Raw genomic sequence first — 23,182 nt, forward strand, 5'->3', positions numbered from 1 at the left:
CGGAACTAATCCGCTGCGCCAGGCCCCAATCCAGAGGGAAGCGGCCGCCCGTCATCGAGAGACGGGCGGCCCTGTCTGGAGGTGCCGTGGAGACCTTTCTCGACCTGCTGCAATGGCCGGCCATGCTGGCCACGGTGATCGCCGCCTGGCTGATCGGCTCGCTGAACAAGCGCCGGCGTACCTGGGGCTTCTGGTGTTTCCTGCTGAGCAACGTGCTCTGGGTGATCTGGGGCTGGTATGCCTCGGCCTGGGCGTTGATCGCCCTGCAGGTCTGCCTGGCCGTGCTGAACATCCGGGGCGTGAAGAAGAACGATCCGGACCAGACCCGGTTGGCAGAGCCCTGATATCCATCCACGCGCTGCCGAGCGGGCGCTCAAAGCGATGCGCGGATGACCAGCGGACAGTCCACTAACTGGGGACCGGGGGTTTCGAGCGCATCGATCAAGTGGCGCGCGGCGCGCTGGCCGATCTCGTAGTAGGGCAGCTGCACCGTGGTCAGGGGCGGCAGGAACAGTTCGGCGATGCCGATCATGTTGTCGTAGCCGAGCACCGCGACATCGCCGGGGATTTTCAGGCCGCGGGCCAGCAGCACCTGGTACGCGCAGAAGGCGATGCGGTCGTTGCCGCAGATCAGGATGTCGAACTGCGGCCGACCCTCGACGATGTGTCGCTCGAGGATACCCGGCGTTTCGTCATAGGCGTCATGGGTCGAGAGGTCGTACTGCAACAGCGCCGAGGGCGGCAGGCCGGCCTCGGCAAAGGCCCGTTGCATGCCCTTCTGGCGCAGCCCCCAGGCCAGGCTCTGGCTCGGCAGGTTGATGCACAGCGGGCGGCGGTAGCCCTGGTGTAAGGCGTGCTGCACGGCGCGGTACTGGCCGCTTTCGTCGTCCGGGACGTAGCTGGTCAGGCCACGGTCCTCGGCCAAACAGTTGGCCAGCACCAGCGGTTTGCTCTTCAGGCGTTCGGGGATGCTTACCCGGCGCAGCCCCATGGCGCTGAAGATCAGGCCGTCGGGACGGTGCGAGAGCATCAGGTCGACGCTCTGCTCGCTGGGTGGATCGCTGAGCAGGTTGAGCACGAACACGTTCCAGCCGGCCTGCTGCGCGGTCCGTTCGATGGACAGCAGCAGCTCGACGGCGAACGGGGTGGTTGCGGTGTCCAGGGCGAACACCCCGATGGTGCGGGTCAGCAGGTTGTCGCCGCGAATCTTGCGCGCCGACATGCTGGGCACGAATTGCAGCTCGTCGATGGCGCGGCGCACCCGCTGGTAGGTCTCGGGGCTCAACTTCTCGGGATTGTTGAGCGCCCGCGAGACCGTCATCAGGGAAACGCCGGCCAGCCGGGCGACATCTTTCACTGTAGTCATGCAGGGCTACCGGACAGGGTGGGCGATGAATCATGACACAGCGCCGACGCCTGTCGCGACTGCGCCGGCGTGTGCTTCAGAGCCAGCCGCAGCCGAGGCGCCAGGCGTTGCGGATCGCCACCCGTCCGCCGTCGGCGCTGCCGAACAGCTTCACCCCGAGGCTGTCCGGGCGCGGATAGATGCGGCTGCTGAGGCTGAAGCTGCCGTCTGCGGCGAATACCTCGATGGAGGAGCGGTCGAGGAATATCCGCAGTAGCAGCGCTTCCCGGCTGGGCGCCAGGGCTACGCTGCGCTGGCCGTCGACGCCCGCACCCGAGCGGCTGCGGTCGAGCACCAGACGCTGCAGTTGGGCGTCGTAGTAGAGCAGGGTTTCCTCGCGCCCGTCGGCGCTGCAGCGCAGGGCGATGCCCAGCCTGCCGTCGGCGCAGCCGGCCAGGTCCCAGTGCACCTCCAGTTCCAGCAGGTCGCCGCCTACCTGCGGTACCGGCTGCGTGCCCTGTCCGTCCCACCAGGCCGTGCCCTGCGCCAGCAGGGCTTGCTGGCGTAGGGCCGTCAGTTCGCGCGCGGGCTGGCTGCACAGGCGGCCGTCGCGCAACTGCAGTTCGCGCGGCAACCCGAGCATGCCGCACCAGTGGTGGGCCTTGCTCGGCATGGGGCTGTCCCACATGTCCAGCCAGGCCCAGGCCAGGCGGCGGCCGTCGGCGGCCAGCAGGGTCTGCGCGGCGTAGAAGTCGTGACCGTTATCCAGTTCGATGAAGGGCCCGCCGTCGAAGCGCCAGTCGCTGCCGAGGTGACCGACGCGGTAGCCGGTCTGGTACTTGTTCAGCCGTTCGAAGCCATCCGGCTGCATGCCCTGGGGGGAGTAGAGCAGCACGTCCTGGCCGTCCAGGCGGAACAGGTCCGGGCACTCCCACATATAGCCGTCGCCCTCGCCGCCGCGGCTCGCATAGTCGAGGAATTCCCAGGTGCGCAGGTCGCTGGAGCGGTACAGCGGCAGCAGCGGCTGGTCGCCCAGGCGCGCGCCGGCGATCAGGTACCAGTGCTCGCCTTCGCGCCAGACCTTAGGGTCGCGAAAATGCATGATGGCGGCATCCGGGGCGGCGTCGATGACCACGCCCTGCTTGGCGAAGTGCACGCCGTCGTCGCTGGTGGCCAGGCACTGGACCTGGCGGATGGCGCGCTCGTCGCCCACCTCACCCAGCCAGGTATGCCCGGTGTAGAGCAGCGCTAAGCGGTCGCCGCAGACCACGGCGCTGCCGGAGAAGCAGCCGTGACGATCGAATTCATCGCCCGGCGCGAGGGCGATGGGCAGGTGCTGCCAGTGCACGAGGTCGCGGCTCTTGGCGTGCCCCCAGTACATCGGACCCCAATTCGGGTCGAACGGGTGGTGCTGGTAGAACACATGGTATTCGCCACGGAAATACACCACGCCGTTCGGGTCGTTCATCCAGCCGGCCCGGGGGGCGAGGTGGTAGGCGGGACGATAGTCGTGCACGAGGCGTGCGTTACCCTCGTTCAGCGCGCGCTGGGCGAGGTCGGGGGAAACAGGCATGCAATGGCTCATTGGATTGATGGAGTTGGTCATGCATAGCCCTGGGCCAGGGCACGCGGAGATGCGGCGTCGGGCGCGGGGCGGCGCGGCAGGGCCGCTCCCTCGACGTCGAACAGGTGCAGGTTGCCGGCGTCCGCCAGCACCTCGACACGGTCGCCGACGCGCCAGGGGGCGTTCGTCTGGCAGCGGCAGATTAGCGGCTCGTCCTCCCCGACATCGAGGTGCACATAGGTTTCGCAGCCCAGGTATTCGACCCCGGTCACGACCAATCCGGCGCTGCCCGGTGCCGCCTGCAGCGCCAGATGCTCGGGGCGCACGCCCAGGCTCAGCGGGCTGTCGGCTGCCAGTGCGCTGCTGTCGAAAGTCAGGGCCGTCAGGCGGCCGAGCGCCGGCGTTTCGATCAGGCTCTGCGGGCCGGGGGCGAGCAGGCGCGCCGGGAGAAAATTCATCCGCGGCGAACCGAGGAAACCGGCGACGAAGCGGCTCGCCGGCCGCTCGTAGAGTTCGCGCGGGGTGCCGACCTGTTCGATGCGCCCGGCATTGAGCACGACGATCTTGTCGGCCAGGGTCATCGCCTCGACCTGGTCGTGGGTCACGTAGATCATGGTGGTGCCCAGACGATCATGCAGGCGGGCGATCTCGTTGCGCATCTGCACGCGCAGGGCCGCGTCGAGGTTGGACAGCGGTTCGTCGAACAACAGGATGTCCGGCTCGCGCGCCATCGCCCGGCCCATGGCCACGCGCTGGCGCTGGCCGCCGGACAGCTCCTTCGGCTTGCGCTGCAGGAGTTTGTCCAGTTGCAGGATGCGTGCGGTTTCCAGCACCCGCTCGCGCAGGCTGCGCTTATCGGTCTTGGCCAGCTTGAGGCCGAAGCCGATGTTGTCGTACACGCTCATGTGCGGGTACAGCGCGTAGGACTGGAACACCATGCCGACCCCGCGCTCGCGCGGTTCCAGGTCGTTGACCCGGCGCCCGTCGATCAGCAGGTCGCCGGCGCAGATCGACTCCAGACCGGCGATCAGCCGCAGTAGGGTCGACTTGCCGCAGCCCGAGGGGCCGACGAACACCACGAATTCGCCGCTGGCGATCTCCAGGCTGATGTCGCGCAGGATGCGCAGGCCGCCCAGTTGCTTGTTCACATTGTCGAGTTGCAACTTGCTCATGCTGTGATTCCTTGTTCTTGTGGGCTTAGCCCTTGAGCGCGCCGGTGGTGAGGCCGGACACGATGCGCCGCTGGAACACCAGTACCAGCAGTACCAGCGGCACGGTGACCATGACCGAGGCCGCCATCAGCAGGCCCCAGGGCAGCTCGTGCTGGCTGCCACCGGAAATCAGCGCGATGGCCACCGGCACCGTGCGCTGCTGGTCGGTCAGGGTGAAGGTCAGGGCGAAGAGGAACTCGTTCCAGGCGGCGATGAACGCCAGCAGGCCGGTGGTCACCAGCGCCGGCCAGAGCAGCGGCAGCAGCACCCGGGTGAGCGCCACCCAGGGCGAGGCGCCGTCCATGATCGCCGCCTCCTCCAGTTCGCCGGGCAGTTGCCCGATGAAGGTAGTCAGCACCCAGACGGTGAATGGCAGGGTGAAGATGGTGTAGCTGAGGATCAGCGCCCAGGCGCTGTTGTACAGGCCGAGAGCGCGGATCACCTCGAACAGCCCGGAGAGCACCGCGACCTGCGGGAACATCGACACGCCCAGGACCAGCAGCAGTACCGTGGCACGGCCGCGAAACTTGACCCGACCCAGGGCATAGGCAGCGGTCAGGCTGAGGAACAGCGCCAGCGCCACCACGCAGACGGCGACGAACACCGAGTTGCCGATGGCTTGCACGAAGGACGCCTGTTGCAGCACCGCGGCGTAATTGGAGAGGTCCGCCTTATCGGTCCAGTAGCTCACCTGGAACAAGGCGCTGGACGGCTTCAGCGAGGTCAGTACGGCGTAGTAGAAGGGGAAGACCGCATACAGCAGCAACACGCCGATCGCGCCGTAGAAACCCAGGCGTAGCAGCGCTTTCTTGAACGGACGCGGGCTCATGGGCGCACCTCCATCTGGCGGCGACCGAGGTAGAGATAGAACACGGCGATCACCGCGACGATCAGGAACAGCAGGGTCGAGGCAGCGCTGCCGTAGCCGACGTCCTGGAACTCCACCAGTTGCTGGCGGGCGTAGATCGACATACTCATGGTCGATGACGAGTTCGAGGTCAGCACGTAGATGACATCGAATACCCGCAGCGAATCGAGGATGCGGAAGATCGCCGCGACCAGCAGCGCCGGCATCAGCAGCGGCAGGGTGACCCGCCAGAACACCTTCAGCGGGTGGATGCCGTCGACCCGGGCCGCCTCATAGCAATCGCCCGGCAGCATCTGCAGGGCGGCCAGCATCAGCAGTGCGACGAAGGGCACGGTCTTCCACACATCGACCATGATCACCGCCCACATCGACAGGCTGGCGTCGGCGGTCCAGGCCAGGGGCGCGTCGATCAGGCCCAGGCCGAGCAGCAGGTGATTGAGGATGCCGAACTGGTCGTTGAGCATCCACGCCCAGATCTTCGCCGAGACGATGGTGGGAATCGCCCAGGGGATCAGAATCATCGCGCGCACCAGGGCCCGGCCGGCGAACCGCACGTTGAGCAGCAGGGCCACCGCCAGGCCCAGCATGATCTCCAGGCTGACCGACACCGCGGTGAAGTGCAGGGTGTTGCGCACCGCGTTCCACCACAGCGGATCGACCAGGATGCCCGACCAGCCATCGCCATCGCGCGCCAGGTAGTTGCTCAGTCCGACGAAGGCACCGGCGCCGGTGTCGCTCAGGCTGGTATCGGTCAGGCTGAACCAGAAAGTGCGCAGCAATGGCCAGCCGGCCACCAGCAGCAGGCACAGCAGCATCGGCGTCAGGAACAGCCAGGCGGCGCATATGCGACGGCGCTGCACGGGCGTTTCCTTGATCGGCAGGGGCTCGTCGTAAAACGACTGAGCCCGGGAGATAGAGGTGGTCATGGCGGTTCCTTGGTTGTTTACCAGTGGCGGCGCTTGATGCGCTTGAGGTCGCTGCCCAGCTCGGTCACCGCCTGGTCGACGCTGGCCTCGCCGGAGAGCACGCCGTGCACGCGATCGAACAGTGCATTGGAAACCCGTGGGTAGCGGTCGGCGGTGATCGCCGCAGGGCGCATCACGCCGTCGGCCAGGATGCTGCGCAGTTGGCTGTAGTGCGGCATGGCCGCGAGCAGGTCGGGATCTTCGTAGAGCGACTCGATGACCGGGTTGTATGCCCCGATCAGGGCGCGGCGCTTCTGCTGCTGGGCGCTGGTCAGGTAGGCCACCAGCTCTGCGGCGAGCTTGGGTTCGGCACTGTAGCGCGACACCGACAGGCCCCAGCCGCCGAGGGTGGAGGCGTGCATGCCGGCCTCGCCGCCCTTGGGCAGCGGGGCAATCCCGACCTTGCCTTTTATGGCGCTGTCCGGGCTCTGCACCAGGGCCCAGGCATAGGGCCAGTTGCGCATGAACAGCGCATTGCCGGACTGGAACACGCCGCGCCCTTCTTCTTCGGTGTAATTGAGCACGCCGCGTGGAGAAATGTCGCCCACCCAGCTCTTGGCCAGGCTCAAGGCCGTACGCGTGGCCGGGCTGTCGACCCGGATCTCGCCCTGGGCGTCGATCAGGCTGCCGCCCGGCTGGCTGCCGATCCACTCCAGGGCGTTGCAGGTCAGGCCCTCGTAGGCGCGGCCCTGAAACACATAACCCCACAGGTTGGCGTTGCCGGCGTCGCGCTCGGCCTGCTGGATGGCGCGCGCGGTGGCAGTCAGCTCGTCCCAGGTCTGCGGTACCGGTTTGGCGTACTTCTCCAGCAGGTCCTGGCGGTAGTACAGCAGGCCCGAGTCGGTGAACCAAGGCATGCTCACCAGGCGCCCGTCGACGGTGGCGTTGTCCAGTTGCGCCTGGAAATAGCCCTGGGTGGCGTTCTCTGGAAGCACCTCGCGCAGATCCAGCAGGTGATTGGCCAGCATCCCCGGCCAGACCACGTCGATCTGGATGATGTCGATGTCGGCAGATTGAGCACTGAGGATCTGCTGATAGAACGACAGGCGCTCGGTCGCCGAATTGGGCGTCGACACCACCTCGACCTTGTGCCCGGTCTGCTGCGACCAAGCCTCGACGGCTTCCTTGCACAACTGCAACTCAGCGCCCACGGCGCCGCAGGAAATGGTCAGGTTGGCCGCGCCGGCCAAGGCTGGCAGGCCGCCGCAGAGCGCCAGCAAGGCAGTGGGAAGAATTGCTTTGAGTCGTTGCATAAGAACTCCTTCATTTTTATTTTTGTTGAAGATAACGTTAACATCGCTAATATAGCAGTGCATCTTGAGATGTACACCTCATTTCCCTGGTTTTGCCGACCGCCGGACCAAGCCCCACGGTTGGTGCACAGAATAAAAACAAAAGAGGAAAAACCATGCAGCATGCCTCACCCTGGCTACTGGCCGGATTGCTCGGCGCCTGGCCGCTCGCCCCGCTGGCTCAGGCCGCCGCCCCCATGACCCTGGAAGAGCGCCTAGCTGCGCTGGAAGCCAGGGCCAGCGCGGCTGAAATGCGCGCCTCCGCCGCCGAACGACAGGCCCAGGCCATCGCCCTGGAACTGCAGCGCCTCAAAGGCGAGCGCCCCGATCTTTCCGCCTCCTCCCCTGCCGCGCAGGCCGCGACCCTGGCTCCGGCTCTGGACGCCCGCCTGGCGCAAGTCGAAGCCCGCCAGGAGGCCCTAGAAAAGCTGGGCCGCAGCGAGACCAAGAACCCCAGCAAACTCACCGATGGTTTCAGTTTCAACGGCTATGCCCGTTCCGGGTTGCTGATCAACGAAGAGCTGAGTGGCGGACGTGGCGGCCCCTATGTCACGCCGGCCGGCTCGGTCGGCGGCGCTGTCGGGCGGCTCGGCAACGAAGACGACACCTACATGCGCATCGACCTGTCGAAAGAGGCCTACGCGCAGAATGGCACCCGCTCGAAATTCACCGTTTCGATCGCCGATGGGGTGGAAAGCTCCAACGACTGGACGGCCGAAGAAAGCAGCCTGAACGTGCGCCAGGCATTTGCCGCCCTCGACCATATCGCGGCGTTCAAGGGTAACCCCATGCTGGAAAACGCCACCCTGTGGGCCGGCAAGCGCTACGACCGGGACACCTTCGACATCCACTGGCTGGACTCGGATGTGGTTTATCTCGCCGGTACCGGCGGCGGCATCTACGATGTGCAGCTCGGCGACAACTGGCGCTCCAACTTCTCCTTGATGGGTCGCGACTACGGTGACTTCAGCGCCAGCGGCGGTGACGCCGACGTGGAAAGCTACATCCTCACCGCCAACCAGTTCTTCGCCGAAGACCGCTGGCAGTGGATGGTCAATGCCATTGGCTCGAACAAGAACGAAAGCCGCAGCAACGCCGCCGGGCTGACCCCTGCCGAATCCGGCGTGCATAGCATGCTGGCCTATCACCAGAAGGACTTCTTCGGTCGCGAGGGCTTCTTCAAGACAGCCTTGCTCTACGGCCAGGGCCTCGGTGCGGAGGTCAAGAACCTGGGCTCGGACGGCGAACTGCTCGACGATGCCCGAGCCCTGCGCCTGGCGCTCTATGGCCAGACGCCCCTGGCCCGTGGCTGGCGTATCGGCCCCAGCTTGCTGGCCGAGCAGAGCCGGGACAGATACGTCGACGGCGACGATTACCGCTGGCTGACCCTCAACCTGCGTCTGGCCAAGGAAATCAGCAGCAACTTCGAGATGGTCTACGAAATGAGCTGGCAAACCATGGACCTCAACCCCAAGGGCTATCGGCAGCGCAATGCGGTCGATGGCGACTTCTGGAAACTGACCGTGGCCCCCACGTTCAAGCCGGACATGGGCGACTTCTTCACCCGCCCCGAACTGCGGGTGTTCGCCAGCCTCATGGACTGGTCGTCCGACCTGGATAACTACAGCACCTCCGATGCTTTCGGCGAGGAGGGCTTCCAGGCCGGTGGCCTCTGGCAATTCGGCGTGCAAATGGAAACCTGGTTCTAACCGGCCGTGGCGCCATGGACGGCGCAAAGGGTCCGGGCCGAGCGCAGCAGTCTTTCAATGATCTGTCGATGTGGAGACATCCCATGTACCTGGTATGCGGCGAAGCCCTGTTCGATTTCTTCAGTCTGGCGCCCGGCGTGCGCAGCAGCGAGCTGGCGTTCAAGGCGCTGGCCGGTGGCTCCCCCTTCAATGTCGCGGTCGGCCTGCGCCGCCTGGGTGTCGCTTCGGCGCTGTTCGGCGGGCTCTCCACCGATTACCTCGGTGTCCGCTTGCGCCAGGTGCTGGCCGAGGAGGGAGTGAACGGCGATTACCTGGTCTCCAGCGACGCACCCACCACCTTGGCCATGGTCGGTGTCGATGCCCAGGGTTCGCCGCAGTACGGTTTCCGCGGCGAGGGCTGCGCCGACCGCCTGCTGCGCCGCGAGCACCTGCCGGAGCTGGATGCGCGAGTGCGCGGCCTGCATGTCGGCTCCTATTCCCTGGTGGTGACGCCGATCGCCGATACCCTGTTCGAGCTGGTCGGCCGGGAAAGCGATCGGCGCCTGATCAGCCTGGACCCCAACGTGCGGCTCAACGTCGAGCCGGATATCCAGCTGTGGCGTCGGCGTATCGAAGCCTTCTCCGCCCACGCCCACCTGATCAAGGTCAGCGAGGAGGACCTGGGCTTGCTCTACCCAGAGCGCGATCCCCAGGACGTCGCCCGCCAGTGGCTCGGCGAGCGCTGCCAACTGGTGTTCCTCACCCATGGCGGCGACGGCGCCAGCGTGCACAGTCGCCGGCACGGCCACTGGTCGGTACCGGCCCAGGCGGTGCAGACCCGCGACACTGTCGGTGCCGGCGACACCTTCCAGGCCGCGCTGCTCGCCTACCTGGCCCGCCATGGCCTGGACAGCGCGCAGGGCTTGGCCGACATATCCCGCGAGCAGCTCGACGGCATGCTCGAGCTGGCGATCCGGGCCGCCGCGCTGACCTGTTCGCGGGTCGGTCCGGACCTGCCGTATTGGCATGAACTCGACGCACTCTGAATTACCCAGCCGCGTATCCCTTGTCCGCAGGAGCCGTTATGCCGCACTCTCCTTCATCATCCGACGTCACCCGCCTGGCCAGTTGGCAGGCCCTCGCCGCGCATCGCGAAAAGCTGGCCGATTTCAGTCTGCGCCAGGCCTTCGCCGGAGATCCCCAGCGCTTCGCCGAGTTCTCGCTGAACGACTGCGGGTTGCTTCTCGATTACTCGAAGAACCTGATCGATACCCGCACTCGCGAACTGCTGGTCGGCCTGGCCATGGAGGCGGGCCTGCAGCAGGCGATCGAGGGGTTGTTCGATGGCGCCCTGGTCAACGCCTCGGAAAATCGCCCGGCCTTGCACACGGCATTGCGCCGGCCGATCGGCGATAAGGTGCTGGTCGATGGCGTGGACGTGATGCCCGAGGTGCAGCGCGTGCTCAACCGCATGAGCGAGCTGGTGGGGCGGGTGCACGACGGCCTCTGGCGCGGCTACACGGAAAAACCGATCACTGATGTGGTGAATATCGGTATCGGCGGTTCCTTCCTTGGCCCGCAACTGGTCTCCGAGGCCCTGCTGCCGTTCGCCCAGCGCGGTGTGCGCTGCCATTACCTGGCCAATATCGACGGCAGCTCGTTCCACGAACTGGCGGCCAAGCTGCGCGCCGAAACCACCCTGTTCATCGTTTCCTCGAAGTCCTTCAACACCCTGGAAACCCTGAAGAACGCCCAGGCCGTGCGCCGCTGGTACCTGGCCCAGGGCGGCAGCGAGGGTGAATTGCACCGGCATTTCATGGCCGTATCGAGCAACACCCAGGCGGCGCTGGCGTTCGGTATTCGCGAGGAGAACATCCTGCCGATGTGGGACTGGGTCGGTGGGCGCTATTCGCTGTGGTCGGCGATTGGCCTACCCATCGCCATGTCGATCGGCATCTCCAACTTCAAGGAGTTGCTGGCCGGCGCCTACCGCATGGACCAGCACTTCCAGAGCGCGCCCTTCGAACGCAACATGCCGGTGCTGCTGGCCCTTCTCGGCGTCTGGTACGGCAACTTCTGGGGCGCGCAGAGCCACGCCATCCTGCCCTACGACCATTACCTGAGGAACATCACCAAGCACCTGCAGCAGCTCGATATGGAGTCCAACGGCAAATGCGTGCGCCAGGACGGCAGCCCGGTGACCACCGGCACCGGCCCGGTGATCTGGGGCGGCGTGGGCTGCAACGGCCAGCACGCCTACCACCAGCTCCTGCATCAGGGCACCCCGCTGATCCCGGCGGACTTCATCGTGCCGGTGAGCAGCTACAACCCGGTCGCCGATCATCACCAGTGGCTGTTCGCCAACTGCCTGTCGCAGAGCCAGGCGCTGATGCTCGGCAAATCCCGCGCGGAGGCCGAAGCCGAGTTGCGTGCCGCGGGTCTCGACGAAGACCTTGTGCAGCGCCTGGCGCCGCACAAGGTCATTCCCGGCAACCGGCCGAGCAACACCCTGGTGCTCGAACGGGTCAGCCCCAGGCGCTTGGGTGCGTTGATCGCGCTGTACGAGCACAAGGTGTTCGCCCAGAGCGCGATCTGGGGCATCAACGCCTTCGACCAGTGGGGCGTCGAGCTCGGCAAGCAGCTGGGCCAGGACGTGTATTCACGGCTGGTCGGCAGCGAGAAAGGCGTTGCGGAAGACGGCTCGACCCAGGGTTTGATCGACTTCTTCCGCAGCCGTCATCGCGGCTGACGGGTGCCCTAAGGCGCTGCCTGAGCCGCGGCGCATACCAACGGTCAAGGCCCGGCTGCGTCATGTCGAAGTGGCCAAGACCGTGATGGCGGAGATTACGGTTGCGCTGACTCGGAGCGGGCGTGGCCTCAAACGGCCGCGCGCGACTGGTCCAGCACCAGTTCGACCCCCAGTTGCCGGGACAGACAGGGCCAGCGTCTCCAGGCCGCTTCGGTTTGTGGAGCGTTCAGGCGTTCGCGGTAGGCCTGTACCGACGCCTGGGCGAAGGTGGTGTCGTCGAGCAAGTTGTCCACGGCATGGTGCACCGCTTCGTCCAGTTGGTTGGCGAAGGGCTCGCCGATCAACTGGTGGGCGATCAGGTTGGCCACGGTGGTATCCAGCGGGATCAGCGGCTGACCGAGGTGGGCGATGTAGCGGTCGTTCACTTCTTCCACCAGGCGGTGGGCCAGGTAGGCCTCGTCGAGCAGCCCGGCCAGGCCAGGGTGCTCCGTCACCGCCGCCGGGGGGTGCAGGAAGAACTGCTCGGCGATCTTCAGCACCGGCCTGATCTGCGCCTCGATGCCGGCTTCGCGGGCGACGCTGTTGGCGGCGTCGAGTACGTCCGGCACCTGGTCGATGTAGGCCGAGACGAAGCGCCCCAGCAGGTCCCGCGCGCCGCTGCGCGGCAGGCGGATCGACGGATGCAGGTGGGCCAGTTGGGCGTCCAGTTGGCCGGCGAGCTGGCCGCTGGCGGTTTCCTGCTGCTGGGCGTTGCGGATGAGCTCGCGCAAGGCGGCGGTGTTCATGACGACTCCTGTGGGGTGACGACTGCGAGAAGTGGAACAAAGACCTTAGCTTGCGAGACGGCCGAGCTAAGACTCGATTGTCATAATTTTTCCCCGGTTATGCGAGGTCGCTATAACCGCGCTCCCGCTCTGCGCTGCGGCCCGCGCCGTCCGTGGCGTTTAGCACAGGCGTTCGCGGCCGTTGAGGAAAGCGCGGGACGCGTTGCCAGCCGAAAGTCCCCGTCTATACTCCGACTCGAAAGGCGCTACCTGATGAAGCCCGACTGCGCTCCGGCAGGCCGAGGTTTCGGCAGTTAAAGTCAGCTTTCTTAGCAGCCGCTCCCTTGGCCGTCGGCTCAGCCGGCGGGATAACAAGAACGATAAGGGGAACCCGCAATGATGCGACATCCACGAGTCTGGATGGGACTCCTGCTGTGGTCGATTTTCAGCCAGGCGCAGGCTGCCTGGACTGTAAACATGTCTCCGGGGGCGACTGAGGTCAGCCGCTCCGTCTTCGATCTGCACATGACCATTTTCTGGATCTGCGTCGTCATTGGCGTCGTGGTCTTCGGGGCCATGTTCTGGTCGATGATCATCCACCGCCGCTCCACCGGCCAGGAGCCCGCCCACTTCCACGAGAACACCCGCGTCGAGGTGCTCTGGACGGTGATCCCGCTGCTGATCCTGATCGGCATGGCCGTGCCCGCGACCCGGACGCTGATCCACATCTACGACCCGTCCGAATCCGAACTGGACGTGCTGGTCACCGGCTACCAGTGGAAGTGGCACTACAAGTACCTGAACCAGGACGTCGAGTTCTTCAGCAACCTGGCCACCCCGCGCGAGCAGATCAGCAATCAGGTCGACAAGGACGAGCACTACCTGCTGGAGGTGGACCAGCCGCTGGTCCTGCCGGCCGGCGCCAAGGTGCGCTTCCTGGTCACCGCCGCCGACGTGATCCACTCCTGGTGGGTGCCGGCCCTGGCGGTGAAGAAGGACGCCATCCCCGGCTTCGTCAACGAATCCTGGACCCGCGTCGACCAGCCCGGTCTCTACCGTGGCCAGTGCACCGAGCTGTGCGGCAAGGACCACGGCTTCATGCCCATCGTGGTGGAGGTGAAGTCGAAGGAAGACTTCGACGCCTGGATGGGCGAGCGCAAGGCCGAAGCGGCCAAGCTGAAGGAGCTGACCAGCAAGGAGTGGACGATGGAAGAGCTGGTCGAGCGCGGCGAGAAGGCCTACTTGACCAACTGTGCCTCCTGCCACCAGCCCACCGGCGAAGGCCTGCCGCCGATGTTCCCGGCCCTGAAGGGTTCGAAAGTCGCCACCGGGCCGAAGGAAGAGCACTTGAACGTGGTGGTCAACGGCCGGCCGGGCACCGCCATGGCCGCGTTCGGCAAGCAACTGTCGGAAGTCGACATCGCCGCGATCATCACCTACGAGCGTAATGCCTGGGGTAACAAGGTCGGCGACATGGTCACACCGAAAGACGTGCTGACCTTCAAACAGGCCCAGGAATAGGAGAGACCGAGATGAGTGCAGTGATCGACACTGATACCGGTCATGCCGGGCATGACCACCACCACGGCCCGGCCAAGGGCCTGATGCGCTGGGTGCTGACCACCAACCACAAGGACATCGGCACGATGTACCTGTGGTTCAGCTTCTGCATGTTCCTGCTCGGCGGCAGCATGGCCATGGTCATCCGCGCCGAGCTGTTCCAGCCGGGGCTGCAGATCGTCCAGCCGGAATTCTTCAACCAGATGACCACCATGCACGGCCTGATCATGGTCTTCGGCGCGGTGATGCCGGCCTTCGTCGGCCTGGCCAACTGGATGATCCCGCTGATGGTCGGCGCGCCGGACATGGCCCTGCCGCGGATGAACAACTTCAGCTTCTGGCTGCTGCCGGCGGCCTTCACGCTGCTGGTCTCGACCCTGTTCACCGAGGGCGGCGGGCCGAACTTCGGCTGGACCTTCTATGCGCCGCTGTCCACCACCTACGCGCCGGAAAGCGTCACCTTCTTCATCTTCGCCATCCACCTGATGGGCATCAGCTCGATCATGGGCGCGATCAACGTGATCGCCACCATCCTCAACCTGCGCGCCCCCGGCATGACCCTGATGAAGATGCCGCTGTTCGTCTGGACCTGGCTGATCACCGCCTTCCTGCTGATCGCGGTGATGCCGGTGCTGGCCGGCGTGGTGACCATGATGCTGATGGACATCCACTTCGGCACCAGCTTCTTCAATGCCGCCGGCGGTGGCGACCCGGTGCTGTTCCAGCACGTGTTCTGGTTTTTCGGCCACCCCGAGGTATACATCATGATCCTGCCCGCCTTCGGCGCGGTCAGCTCGATCATCCCGGCGTTCTCGCGCAAGCCGCTGTTCGGCTACACCTCGATGGTCTATGCCACCGCGGCGATCGCCTTCCTCTCGTTCATCGTCTGGGCGCACCACATGTTCACCGTAGGCATCCCGCTCACCGGCGAGCTGTTCTTCATGTACGCCACCATGCTGATCGCCGTGCCCACCGGGGTGAAGGTGTTCAACTGGGTGAGCACCATGTGGCAGGGCTCGCTGACCTTCGAGACGCCGATGCTGTTCGCCGTGGCCTTCGTCATCCTGTTCACCATCGGCGGTTTCTCCGGGCTGATGCTGGCCATCGCCCCGGCGGACTTCCAGTACCACGACACCTACTTCGTGGTGGCGCACTTCCACTACGTACTGGTGCCGGGGGCAATCTTCGGCATCTTCGCCTCGGCCTACTACTGGCTGCCCAAGTGGACCGGGCACATGTACGACGAGACCTTGGGCAAGCTGCACTTCTGGCTGTCCTTCATCGGCATGAACATGGCCTTCTTCCCGATGCACTTCGTCGGGCTGGCCGGCATGCCGCGGCGGATTCCCGACTACAACCTGCAGTTCGCCGACTTCAACATGGTCTCGTCCATCGGTGCCTTCACCTTCGGCGCGACCCAGTTCCTCTTCCTGTTCATCGTCATCAAGTGCATCCGTGGCGGCAAACCCGCCCCGGCCAAGCCCTGGGACGGCGCGGACGGGCTGGAGTGGACCGTGCCGTCGCCGGCGCCCTACCACACCTTCAGCACCCCGCCGGAAGTGAAGTGAGGTCGCGGCCATGAGTGAAGCCCTGAGCACCCGTCGCCTGGTCCAGCGCCTGTTGCTGGTGGTGGTGGCGATGTTCGCCTTCGGCTTTCTCCTGGTGCCGATCTACGACGTCATGTGCCAGGCCTTCGGCATCAACGGCAAGACCGCCGGGGCCTACCAGGGATCGCAGCAGGTGGACGAGGCGCGCCAAGTGCGCGTGCAGTTCCTCGCCACCAACTCGGCGGGCATGGTCTGGGAATTCGGCCCGAAGGCCGAGGAGCTGACAGTGAAGCCGGGGGCCACCAACGAAATACTGTTCGTGGCCTACAACCCCACCGACAAGCCGATGACCGCCCAGGCCATTCCCAGCGTGTCGCCGTCCAAGGCGGCCGCCTATTTCCACAAGACCGAGTGCTTCTGCTTCACCCAGCAGGTGCTGCAACCGGGCGAGCGCATCGAGATGCCGGTGCGCTTCATCGTCGACCGCGACCTGCCCGCCGACGTCCGCCACCTCACCCTTGCCTACACGCTGTTCGACATCACTGCCCGCCAGCCGCCCGTTGCCCACAACGGCGGCTAAGGAGAACAAGAGAAATGGCAACTCACGAGCAGTACTACGTCCCCGCCCAGAGCAAATGGCCGATCATCGCCACCATCGGGTTGGCGACCACCCTCTATGGCCTCGGTACTTGGTTCAACGACCTCAAGGCCGGGCGCGACGAATCCAACGGCCCGCTGATCTTCTTCATCGGCGGCCTGCTGGTCGCCTACATGCTGTTCGGCTGGTTCGGCAACGTCATCAAGGAAAGCCGCGCCGGGCTGTACAGCGCGCAGATGGACCGCTCGTTCCGCTGGGGCATGAGCTGGTTCATCTTCTCCGAGGTGATGTTCTTCGCCGCCTTCTTCGGCACGCTCTTCTACATCCGCTACTGGACCGGCCCCTGGCTGGGCGGCGAAGGCGACAAGGGCATCAGCAACATGCTCTGGCCGAACTTCGAGTACACCTGGCCGCTGCTGAACAACCCGGACCCGAAGCTGTTCCCGGCGCCGGAAGGCATCATCGATCCGTGGAAGCTGCCGCTGATCAACACCATCCTGCTGGTGACCTCCAGCTTCACCGTGACCTTCGCCCACCATGCCCTGCGCAAGGGCGAGCGGCAGAAGCTCAAGCTCTGGCTGGCGGCGACCATCCTGCTGGGTGTGACCTTCCTGGTGTTGCAGGCCGAGGAGTACGTGCATGCCTACACCGAACTCGGCCTGACCCTGGGCTCGGGCATCTACGGCGCCACCTTCTTCATGCTCACCGGCTTCCACGGCGCCCACGTGACCCTCGGTGCGCTGATCCTCACGGTGATGCTGGTCCGCATCCTGCGCGGGCACTTCACCCCCGAGCACCACTTCGGCTTCGAAGCCGCCAGCTGGTACTGGCACTTCGTGGACGTGGTGTGGATCGGGCTGTTCACCTTCGTCTATGTGCTTTAGGGGAGCGGCAAGCTGCAAGTTGCAAGCGACAAGACAGGAAGAGCGTTACCAGGTGGCATGAGTCGTGAGCTGGCCGCTGTAGAAACCCCAGGCGATCAGGGCCAGGGTGAGGGTGGCCAGGGTCACGCGGACGAACAGGGCGTTGACCAGCCGATTGGTGCGGCCCTCGTCCTTGATCAGGAAGAACAGGCCGCTGAACAGACTGACCACAGTGGCGAGCAGCAAGAGGACGATTGCGGCCTTGAGCATGCGGGGATCCAGGGGAAAGGGGGGAACGTCGTGCATTATAGCCAGTCGTCTTCGCGGATTCGGGAGCACGGCATGAGCCGCTTCCGGCCCGGACTGGCGCCGACCCTGGTGGTGCTGGCGCTGTTGCCGCTGCTCGTCTGGCTGGGGTTCTGGCAGTTGCAGCGGGCGGACGAGAAACGCGCCCTGCTCGCCGCCCAGGCCGCGCGCCTGCAAGCCGCGCCGGTGGCGGTCAGCGAGCTGGAGCGCAGCCGCGATCCGGCGTTCCTGCGGGTGCGCCTGGAGGGTTTCTTCGACGACCACCACAGTCTGATCCTCGACAACCGCAGCCGTGACGGCCAGGTCGGCGTCGAGCTGCTGCAACCCTTCTACGACCAGCCGAGCGGGCTCTGGCTGCTGGTCAACCGGGGCTGGCTGCCCTGGCCGGACCGGCGCCAGCCGCCGCGCTTCGACACCCCGGAACAACCCCTGGCGCTGACCGCCTGGGTCTACGTGCCAGCCGGCAAACCCTTCCAGTTGCGCGCCGATGCCGCGACCGACGGTTGGCCGCGACTGGTCACGGCGGTCGAGCCGGCGGTGCTCTGGCAGCGCCTCGGGCGTGGCGGCCTGCCCTACGAAATCCGTCTCGAACCGGGCCCGGCGGCCTACCGGGCAGAGTGGCCGGTGGTCGCCATGGGCCCGGAAAAACACCTCGGCTATGCCGTGCAGTGGTTCGCCCTGGCGGCTGCCCTGCTCGGCTTGTTCGTTTACCTCGGACTGCACAATGCGCGGGAGAAAAAAGATGAATCCAGCCATCGCCCTGCCTGAAGCCCCGGCACGTCGCCGACGTGGCCGCTGGCAGCTGATCCTGCTGATCGCCGTGGTGGTCGGCCCCATGCTGCTGGCCTCGGGCATGTACCACTGGCGTTTCTGGGTGCCGGACGGGCGCAGCTACCACGGCGAGCTGATCGGCAACGGCCTCGGTCGCACCGACATCGGCGTGACGGCGGCCGACGAGCACCTCTGGCAACTGCTGGTCACCGCACCGCAGGACTGCGCCCAGGAGTGCCAGCAACTGGTCTACCTGGCCCGGCAGATTCATATCGGCCTCGGCCGCGAGGCGTCGCGCGCCGGCCATGCGCTGGCCAACGCTCGGCCGCTGGACGATGACTTCGCTACCCGCCTCGAACGCGAATACCCGCAACTGCAACGCTACGGTCTGGATGCCGACGCCTATGCCCGCGGCACCCACGACCTCGGCGGCGCGCAGCTGTGGATCGTCGACCCGCACGGCAACCTGGTGTTGCGCTACGACGCCAAGGCGAACGGCAAGCAAATCCTCAACGACCTTCGCCATCTGCTGAAACTGTCGAAGATCGGCTGAGCCGACAGGGGGAACGAGGATGGATAGAGCCCTGCGCAGAGCCGGTTACCGTCTGGCAATCGTCGCCACCCTGCTGGCGCTGGTGGTGGTGCTCCTCGGCGCCTACACCCGCCTGACCCACGCCGGCCTCGGTTGCCCGGACTGGCCGGGCTGCTACGGCTTCATCGGCGTGCCCAAGACCGAGGCGCAACTGGCCCACGCCGAGCGTCACTTCCCCGACGCGCCGGTGGAGGCGGAGAAGGGCTGGAACGAGATGGTCCACCGCTACTTCGCCGGCACTCTCGGCCTGCTGATCCTCGTCCTGGCGATCCGTTCGCTGCGCCGCCGTGGCCGCGACGGGCAGCCGCTGAAGCTGCCCTTGCTGCTGCTCGGCGTGGTGATCACCCAGGCGGCGTTCGGCATGTGGACGGTGACCCTCAAGCTCTGGCCGCAGGTGGTAACCGCGCACTTGCTCGGCGGTTTCACCACCCTGGCGTTGTTGTTCCTGCTCTGCCTGCGGTTGTCGCGGGAATTCCCCGTCCTACCCGGGGTGCCCCGGCGGCTGCGTGTCCTGGCGGCGCTCGCCCTGTTGCTGGTGATCGGTCAAATCGCCCTGGGCGGCTGGGTCAGCAGCAACTACGCGGCGGTGGCCTGCATCGACCTGCCCACCTGCCACGGCGAATGGTGGCCGGCGATGGACTTCGCCAATGGCTTCCACCTGACCCAGCACATCGGCCCCAACTACCTCGGCGGACAACTCGACAGCGATGCCCGCACCGCCATCCACATGACCCACCGTCTCGGCGCCCTGACCGTCACCCTGGTGCTGCTGGCGCTGGCCTGGCAACTGCGTCGCCACGGCCTGTCGCGGCTGGCCGGCCTGTTGCTGCTGGCGCTGGCCGTGCAGGTCGGGTTGGGCATCAGCAACGTGCTGTTCCATCTGCCGCTGGCGGTGGCAGTCGCCCACAACGGCGGCGGGGCTCTCCTGCTGCTGGTGATGGTGGCGGTCAATTACCGGCTGCGTTCCGTTCCGCAGCCCGCCCGTCAGCCGGAACGGCAAGCCTGGGTGTCGCTGCAACCGACCCCCACTCCGAGATCACTCGCCATAAGGAGATCATCATGACGACCCTGCTGCGCGAACGAAGTGCCCACGCGAGCTGGCGCGACTACCTGGAGCTGACCAAGCCGAAGGTGGTGGTGCTGATGCTGATCACCTCGCTGGTCGGCATGTTCCTCGCCACCCGTGCCGGCGTGCCCTGGACCGTGTTGCTGTTCGGCAACCTCGGCATCGGCCTCTGTGCCGGGGCGGCGGCGGCGGTCAATCATGTGGTGGACCGGCGCATCGACTCGATCATGGCGCGTACCCACAAGCGGCCGCTGGCCGAGGGGCGCGTGTCGCCGGCTGCGGCCCTGGGCTTCGCCCTGCTGCTGGCGGTGCTGGGTATGTCCCTGCTGCTGGTGTTCACCAACGAGCTGGCGGCCTGGCTGACCCTGGCCTCGCTGCTCGGCTACGCGGTGGTCTACACCGGCTTCCTCAAGCGCGCCACGCCGCAGAACATCGTCATCGGCGGCCTGGCCGGCGCCGCGCCGCCGCTGCTCGGCTGGGTCGCCGTCACCGGTCATCTGTCCGCCGAACCGCTGCTGCTGGTGCTGATCATCTTCGCCTGGACGCCGCCGCACTTCTGGGCCCTGGCCATCCACCGCAAGGCGGAGTACGCCAAGGCGGATATCCCCATGCTGCCGGTCACCCACGGCGAGGGCTACACCAAGCTGCACATCCTGCTCTACACCCTGGTGCTGCTGGCGGTGAGCCTGCTGCCCTACGCCATCCACATGAGCGGGCCGCTCTACCTCGCCGGTGCGCTGCTGCTCGGCGGGCGCTTCCTGCACTGGGCCTGGGTGCTGTACCGTGACGCCCGGCCGCACGCTGCGATCAACACCTTCAAGTACAGTATCTGGTACCTGTTCCTGCTGTTCATCGCGCTGCTCGTCGATCACTACCTGTTGTTGGCCCTATGACCCGAGTCCAGAAAACCGTCTTCATCCTCGTTGCCCTGATCGCCCTGGTGATCGGCCTGACCTTCTCCAAGGTGCTCAACGCGCCGCGCCAGGCCGATCCGACCCAACTGCTCGACGCCGGTATCGTGCTGCTGCCGCAGAGCCGGACGCTCCCCGAACTGCAACTGACCGACCAGGACGGTCAGCCGATGCGGATGGATCAGTTGAAGGATCGCTGGAGTCTGCTGTTCTTCGGCTACACCTTCTGCCCGGACGTCTGCCCCACGACTTTGGCGCAGCTGCGGCAGATCAAGGGCATGCTGCCGGAAGCGATGCGCGGCGACCTGCGCATGGTGCTGGTCAGCGTCGACCCCAACCGCGATACCCCCGAGCAGCTCAAGCAGTACCTGGGCTATTTCGACGCCGGCTTCGAGGGCGTGACGGGCGATCTCGCGGATATCCAGAAGCTGGCCAATGCGGTGAGCATTCCGTTCATTCCGGGCGATACCAGCAAGGAAAACTACACCGTCGATCACAGCGGCAACCTGGTGATCATCGGCCCCGACGGCACCCAACGCGGCTTTATCCGCGCCCCGCTGAACGGCCAGAAGCTCGCCACGCAATTGCCGGAGTTGATGAAACCGCGGGGTTGAGAGATGGTCGATTGGGGCGAATTTTTCGCCCGTACAAAAAACCGGGCCCACCTTGCCTTGTAGGAGCGAGCTTTGCTCGCGATTCGGGCCGTAGAGACGCTTCGCCAGCAGAGCTGGCTCCTACGAAAGCATGGCCGGTGCGGCTCCATCGCGAATGAATTCGCTCCCACAAAACGGTTCGGACCTGTTCTGTAGGGGCGAACTCATTCGCCCAAGCCCTCCTCACTTCGCGAACAACTGGCCGATGTCCTTGAACGCCTTGAACTCCAGCGCGTTGCCGCAGGGGTCGAGGAGGAACAGGGTGGCTTGCTCGCCCACCTGCCCCTTGAAGCGCACGTAAGGTTCGATGACGAACGTCGTGCCGCGCGCCTTGAGCCGTTCGGCCAGGCGTTCCCAGTCCTCCCAGGCCAGCACCACGCCGAAATGCGGCACCGGTACGTCGTGGCCGTCCACCGGGTTGCTGTGGGCCTGCTCCTGGGAATCGGTCTTCGGCGCCTCGTGGATCACCAGTTGATGGCCGAAGAAGTCGAAATCCACCCAATGCTCGCTGCTGCGGCCTTCGGGGCAGCCGAAGACTTCGCCGTAGAAATGCCGGGCGGCGGCCAGGTCGTAGACGGGTATCGCCAAATGAAAGGGGGCAAGGCTCATCGATCGGTTCTCCTGGTTGGATCGCCCCATTCTCAGCAGCAGCCGTTTCGATGGAAAGCGAATATCCTTGCGGCCGAGCACGAAAGATTTCGATAAATGGAGACCACATGCTGCGTGAGTTGAAGACCTTCGTCACCGTGGCCCGCCTGGGAACCTTCGCCGCCGCCGGCCAGCGGATCGGCCTGACGCAATCGGCGGTCAGTGCGCAAATCCGCGTGCTGGAGCAGGGCCTCGGCGTTCGCCTGTTCGACCGTAGCGGTCGGGCGGCCGTTCTCAACGCTGCCGGCCGGCACGCCCTGCCGCTGGCCGAGCAGATGCTCTCCCTGTACGGACAGATGGCGCTGCCCTCGGATGTGGCCGAGTGGCGCGGCGAGCTGAAGATCGGCGCCATCGCCACGTTGCAGACCGGGCTGCTGCCGGAGGCCTTGCCGCGCTTTCGCGAGAAGGCGCCGCACATCGAGTTGAAGCTGGTGCCAGGCGTATCGCTCAACCTGCTGGGCCAGGTGGATGCCGGCGAGCTGGATCTCGCCCTGCTGATCAAGCCGCCCTTCGCCCTGCCCAAGGAGCTGCTGGAAGTCTCGCTGGCCCGTGAGCCCTTCGTGCTCATCGCCCCGGAAAGCCTGCCCGGCGACGATCCCCTGCAACTGCTCGCCGAGCAGCCCTTCGTACGCTACGACCGCGCCTCCTTCGGCGGGCGGCTGGTCAACGGCTTTCTCCGCGAACAGCGACTGCAGGTCCGCGAGGCGCTGGAGCTGGACGAACTGGAGGCCATCGTGCGGATGGTCGAGTGCGGCCTGGGCGTCTCCCTGATTCCGCGTGCAGGGCTCTGGCTGCAACGGCCGACCCGGCTGCGGGTGATCGAACTGGGCGAACTGACCTTCCACCGCGAACTGGTGGCGGTCATGCGCCGTGCCCAGCGGCAACCGGCGCTGGAATGCCTGTTGGATTGCCTGCGAGGGGCCGCCTCTGTGTAAGCCGGAATTTCGCCGTCCCGGATTGCGCCAAGGCTTATCCGGGCCACGTATTCGCCCGGTCCCGTAGCCCAGATAAGCGCAGCGCAATCCGGGAGTCGGTCGCTAGATGGCACGCATGAAAAAGCCCGCACGGGGCGTAATGCTGTTCACTTAAGCGTTGGTCAGACACGATCAGTCCCCTCGCCCCTCTGGGGAGAGGATTAGGGAAAGGGGGCACCGATAGCTTCGCGGTTTTTTCGGCCCTCTCCCCCAGCCCCTCTCCCGTAAACGGGAGAGGGGAGCAGGC

23 protein-coding genes are annotated in these 23,182 nt (G+C 65.8%); 14 read left to right on the top strand and 9 right to left on the bottom strand.

All coding sequences use genetic code 11. The annotated features are described in order from the left end of the window. Window positions 1-86: 86 nt before the first annotated feature. Window positions 87-344, top strand: a complete 258-nt coding sequence (locus tag PIN01S_RS21910; RefSeq protein ID WP_170837208.1) for a hypothetical protein — start codon at window positions 87-89, stop codon at window positions 342-344. 29 nt (window positions 345-373) lie between these two features. On the opposite strand, the gene PIN01S_RS21915 is transcribed toward PIN01S_RS21910, so the two are convergent. The 6 genes from PIN01S_RS21915 to PIN01S_RS21940 all read right to left on the bottom strand — a co-directional run bounded on the left by PIN01S_RS21915 (window position 374) and on the right by PIN01S_RS21940 (window position 7,206). Further along, the gene (locus PIN01S_RS21915) at window positions 374-1,366 is read right to left on the bottom strand and encodes a LacI family DNA-binding transcriptional regulator (RefSeq protein WP_084338977.1); all 993 of its coding nucleotides are present in this window, start codon (window positions 1,364-1,366) and stop codon (window positions 374-376) included. A gap of 76 nt (window positions 1,367-1,442) precedes the next feature. Next, entirely contained in the window at window positions 1,443-2,951 is a 1,509-nt protein-coding gene (locus PIN01S_RS21920) for a glycoside hydrolase family 32 protein (RefSeq protein ID WP_090257266.1), read from the bottom strand. Beyond that, window positions 2,948-4,081 (bottom strand): ABC transporter ATP-binding protein, encoded by a 1,134-nt coding sequence (locus PIN01S_RS21925; RefSeq protein WP_084338981.1) that lies wholly within the window; start codon window positions 4,079-4,081, stop codon window positions 2,948-2,950. Before PIN01S_RS21925 ends, PIN01S_RS21920 begins: the two co-directional genes overlap by 4 nt. Window positions 4,082-4,106: 25 nt before the next feature. Beyond that, on the bottom strand, window positions 4,107-4,949 hold the full coding sequence (locus tag PIN01S_RS21930) for a carbohydrate ABC transporter permease (protein WP_084338982.1): 843 nt from the start codon (window positions 4,947-4,949) through the stop codon (window positions 4,107-4,109). Continuing rightward, on the bottom strand, window positions 4,946-5,914 hold the full coding sequence (locus PIN01S_RS21935) for a carbohydrate ABC transporter permease (protein ID WP_084338983.1): 969 nt from the start codon (window positions 5,912-5,914) through the stop codon (window positions 4,946-4,948). Before PIN01S_RS21935 ends, PIN01S_RS21930 begins: the two co-directional genes overlap by 4 nt. Window positions 5,915-5,931: 17 nt before the next feature. Further along, window positions 5,932-7,206 carry an ABC transporter substrate-binding protein gene (locus PIN01S_RS21940; protein ID WP_084338984.1) on the bottom strand — a complete coding sequence of 425 codons (1,275 nt, stop codon included), beginning with the start codon at window positions 7,204-7,206 and terminating at the stop codon, window positions 5,932-5,934. Window positions 7,207-7,361: 155 nt separating this feature from the next. Here PIN01S_RS21940 and PIN01S_RS21945 point away from each other — a divergent pair, with 155 nt between their 5' ends. The 3 genes from PIN01S_RS21945 to pgi all read left to right on the top strand — a co-directional run bounded on the left by PIN01S_RS21945 (window position 7,362) and on the right by pgi (window position 11,682). Then, complete coding sequence (locus PIN01S_RS21945) at window positions 7,362-8,954, top strand: carbohydrate porin (protein ID WP_084338985.1); 1,593 nt, start codon at window positions 7,362-7,364, stop codon at window positions 8,952-8,954. Between the two features lie 83 nt (window positions 8,955-9,037). Next, window positions 9,038-9,979 (top strand): carbohydrate kinase family protein, encoded by a 942-nt coding sequence (locus PIN01S_RS21950; protein WP_084338986.1) that lies wholly within the window; start codon window positions 9,038-9,040, stop codon window positions 9,977-9,979. A gap of 38 nt (window positions 9,980-10,017) precedes the next feature. Continuing rightward, window positions 10,018-11,682 carry a glucose-6-phosphate isomerase gene (pgi, locus tag PIN01S_RS21955; RefSeq protein WP_084338988.1) on the top strand — a complete coding sequence of 555 codons (1,665 nt, stop codon included), beginning with the start codon at window positions 10,018-10,020 and terminating at the stop codon, window positions 11,680-11,682. A gap of 128 nt (window positions 11,683-11,810) precedes the next feature. Here pgi and PIN01S_RS21960 read toward each other — a convergent pair whose 3' ends face one another. Continuing rightward, window positions 11,811-12,467 carry a hypothetical protein gene (locus PIN01S_RS21960; protein WP_084338990.1) on the bottom strand — a complete coding sequence of 219 codons (657 nt, stop codon included), beginning with the start codon at window positions 12,465-12,467 and terminating at the stop codon, window positions 11,811-11,813. A 375-nt stretch (window positions 12,468-12,842) separates the two neighbouring features. Here PIN01S_RS21960 and coxB point away from each other — a divergent pair, with 375 nt between their 5' ends. From coxB to PIN01S_RS21980, 4 genes are read left to right on the top strand one after another with little or no spacing between them, the layout of a single operon-like run. Beyond that, window positions 12,843-13,967 (top strand): cytochrome c oxidase subunit II, encoded by a 1,125-nt coding sequence (coxB, locus tag PIN01S_RS21965; RefSeq protein WP_084338992.1) that lies wholly within the window; start codon window positions 12,843-12,845, stop codon window positions 13,965-13,967. Window positions 13,968-13,978: 11 nt separating this feature from the next. After that, on the top strand, window positions 13,979-15,574 hold the full coding sequence (ctaD, locus tag PIN01S_RS21970) for a cytochrome c oxidase subunit I (protein WP_084338994.1): 1,596 nt from the start codon (window positions 13,979-13,981) through the stop codon (window positions 15,572-15,574). A 10-nt stretch (window positions 15,575-15,584) separates the two neighbouring features. Further along, window positions 15,585-16,133, top strand: a complete 549-nt coding sequence (locus tag PIN01S_RS21975; protein WP_084338996.1) for a cytochrome c oxidase assembly protein — start codon at window positions 15,585-15,587, stop codon at window positions 16,131-16,133. A 14-nt stretch (window positions 16,134-16,147) separates the two neighbouring features. Then, window positions 16,148-17,035, top strand: coding sequence for a cytochrome c oxidase subunit 3 (locus tag PIN01S_RS21980; protein ID WP_084338998.1), 888 nt, complete (start codon window positions 16,148-16,150; stop codon window positions 17,033-17,035). Between the two features lie 45 nt (window positions 17,036-17,080). Here PIN01S_RS21980 and PIN01S_RS21985 read toward each other — a convergent pair whose 3' ends face one another. Next, a complete protein-coding gene (locus PIN01S_RS21985) occupies window positions 17,081-17,284 on the bottom strand; it encodes a twin transmembrane helix small protein (protein WP_084339000.1) in 204 nt (67 codons plus the stop codon). A gap of 72 nt (window positions 17,285-17,356) precedes the next feature. Between PIN01S_RS21985 and PIN01S_RS21990 the strand changes: the two genes are divergently transcribed. Genes PIN01S_RS21990 through PIN01S_RS22010 form a run of 5 tightly spaced genes read left to right on the top strand, consistent with a single transcriptional unit; the run spans window position 17,357 to window position 21,274 of the window. Next, window positions 17,357-18,088 carry an SURF1 family protein gene (locus PIN01S_RS21990; RefSeq protein WP_084339002.1) on the top strand — a complete coding sequence of 244 codons (732 nt, stop codon included), beginning with the start codon at window positions 17,357-17,359 and terminating at the stop codon, window positions 18,086-18,088. Then, window positions 18,063-18,644, top strand: a complete 582-nt coding sequence (locus PIN01S_RS21995) for a PA_0111/PP_0108 family redox-active disulfide protein (RefSeq protein ID WP_084339004.1) — start codon at window positions 18,063-18,065, stop codon at window positions 18,642-18,644. The genes PIN01S_RS21990 and PIN01S_RS21995 overlap by 26 nt, the downstream gene beginning before the upstream one ends. Before the next feature lie 19 nt (window positions 18,645-18,663). Beyond that, the gene (locus PIN01S_RS22000; RefSeq protein WP_090257264.1) at window positions 18,664-19,746 is read left to right on the top strand and encodes a COX15/CtaA family protein; all 1,083 of its coding nucleotides are present in this window, start codon (window positions 18,664-18,666) and stop codon (window positions 19,744-19,746) included. After that, entirely contained in the window at window positions 19,743-20,642 is a 900-nt protein-coding gene (cyoE, locus tag PIN01S_RS22005) for a heme o synthase (RefSeq protein WP_084339022.1), read from the top strand. The genes PIN01S_RS22000 and cyoE overlap by 4 nt, the downstream gene beginning before the upstream one ends. Beyond that, window positions 20,639-21,274, top strand: coding sequence for an SCO family protein (locus PIN01S_RS22010; protein WP_084339006.1), 636 nt, complete (start codon window positions 20,639-20,641; stop codon window positions 21,272-21,274). The genes cyoE and PIN01S_RS22010 overlap by 4 nt, the downstream gene beginning before the upstream one ends. Before the next feature lie 222 nt (window positions 21,275-21,496). On the opposite strand, the gene PIN01S_RS22015 is transcribed toward PIN01S_RS22010, so the two are convergent. Then, window positions 21,497-21,922 (bottom strand): VOC family protein, encoded by a 426-nt coding sequence (locus PIN01S_RS22015; RefSeq protein ID WP_084339008.1) that lies wholly within the window; start codon window positions 21,920-21,922, stop codon window positions 21,497-21,499. 107 nt (window positions 21,923-22,029) lie between these two features. Here PIN01S_RS22015 and PIN01S_RS22020 point away from each other — a divergent pair, with 107 nt between their 5' ends. Then, window positions 22,030-22,896: a LysR family transcriptional regulator gene (locus PIN01S_RS22020; protein WP_084339010.1), complete on the top strand. Its 867-nt coding sequence runs from the start codon at window positions 22,030-22,032 to the stop codon at window positions 22,894-22,896. Window positions 22,897-23,182 lie beyond the last annotated feature (286 nt).

It is taken from the genome of Pseudomonas indica NBRC 103045, from assembly GCF_002091635.1.
Classification (GTDB): domain Bacteria; phylum Pseudomonadota; class Gammaproteobacteria; order Pseudomonadales; family Pseudomonadaceae; genus Pseudomonas_M; species Pseudomonas_M indica.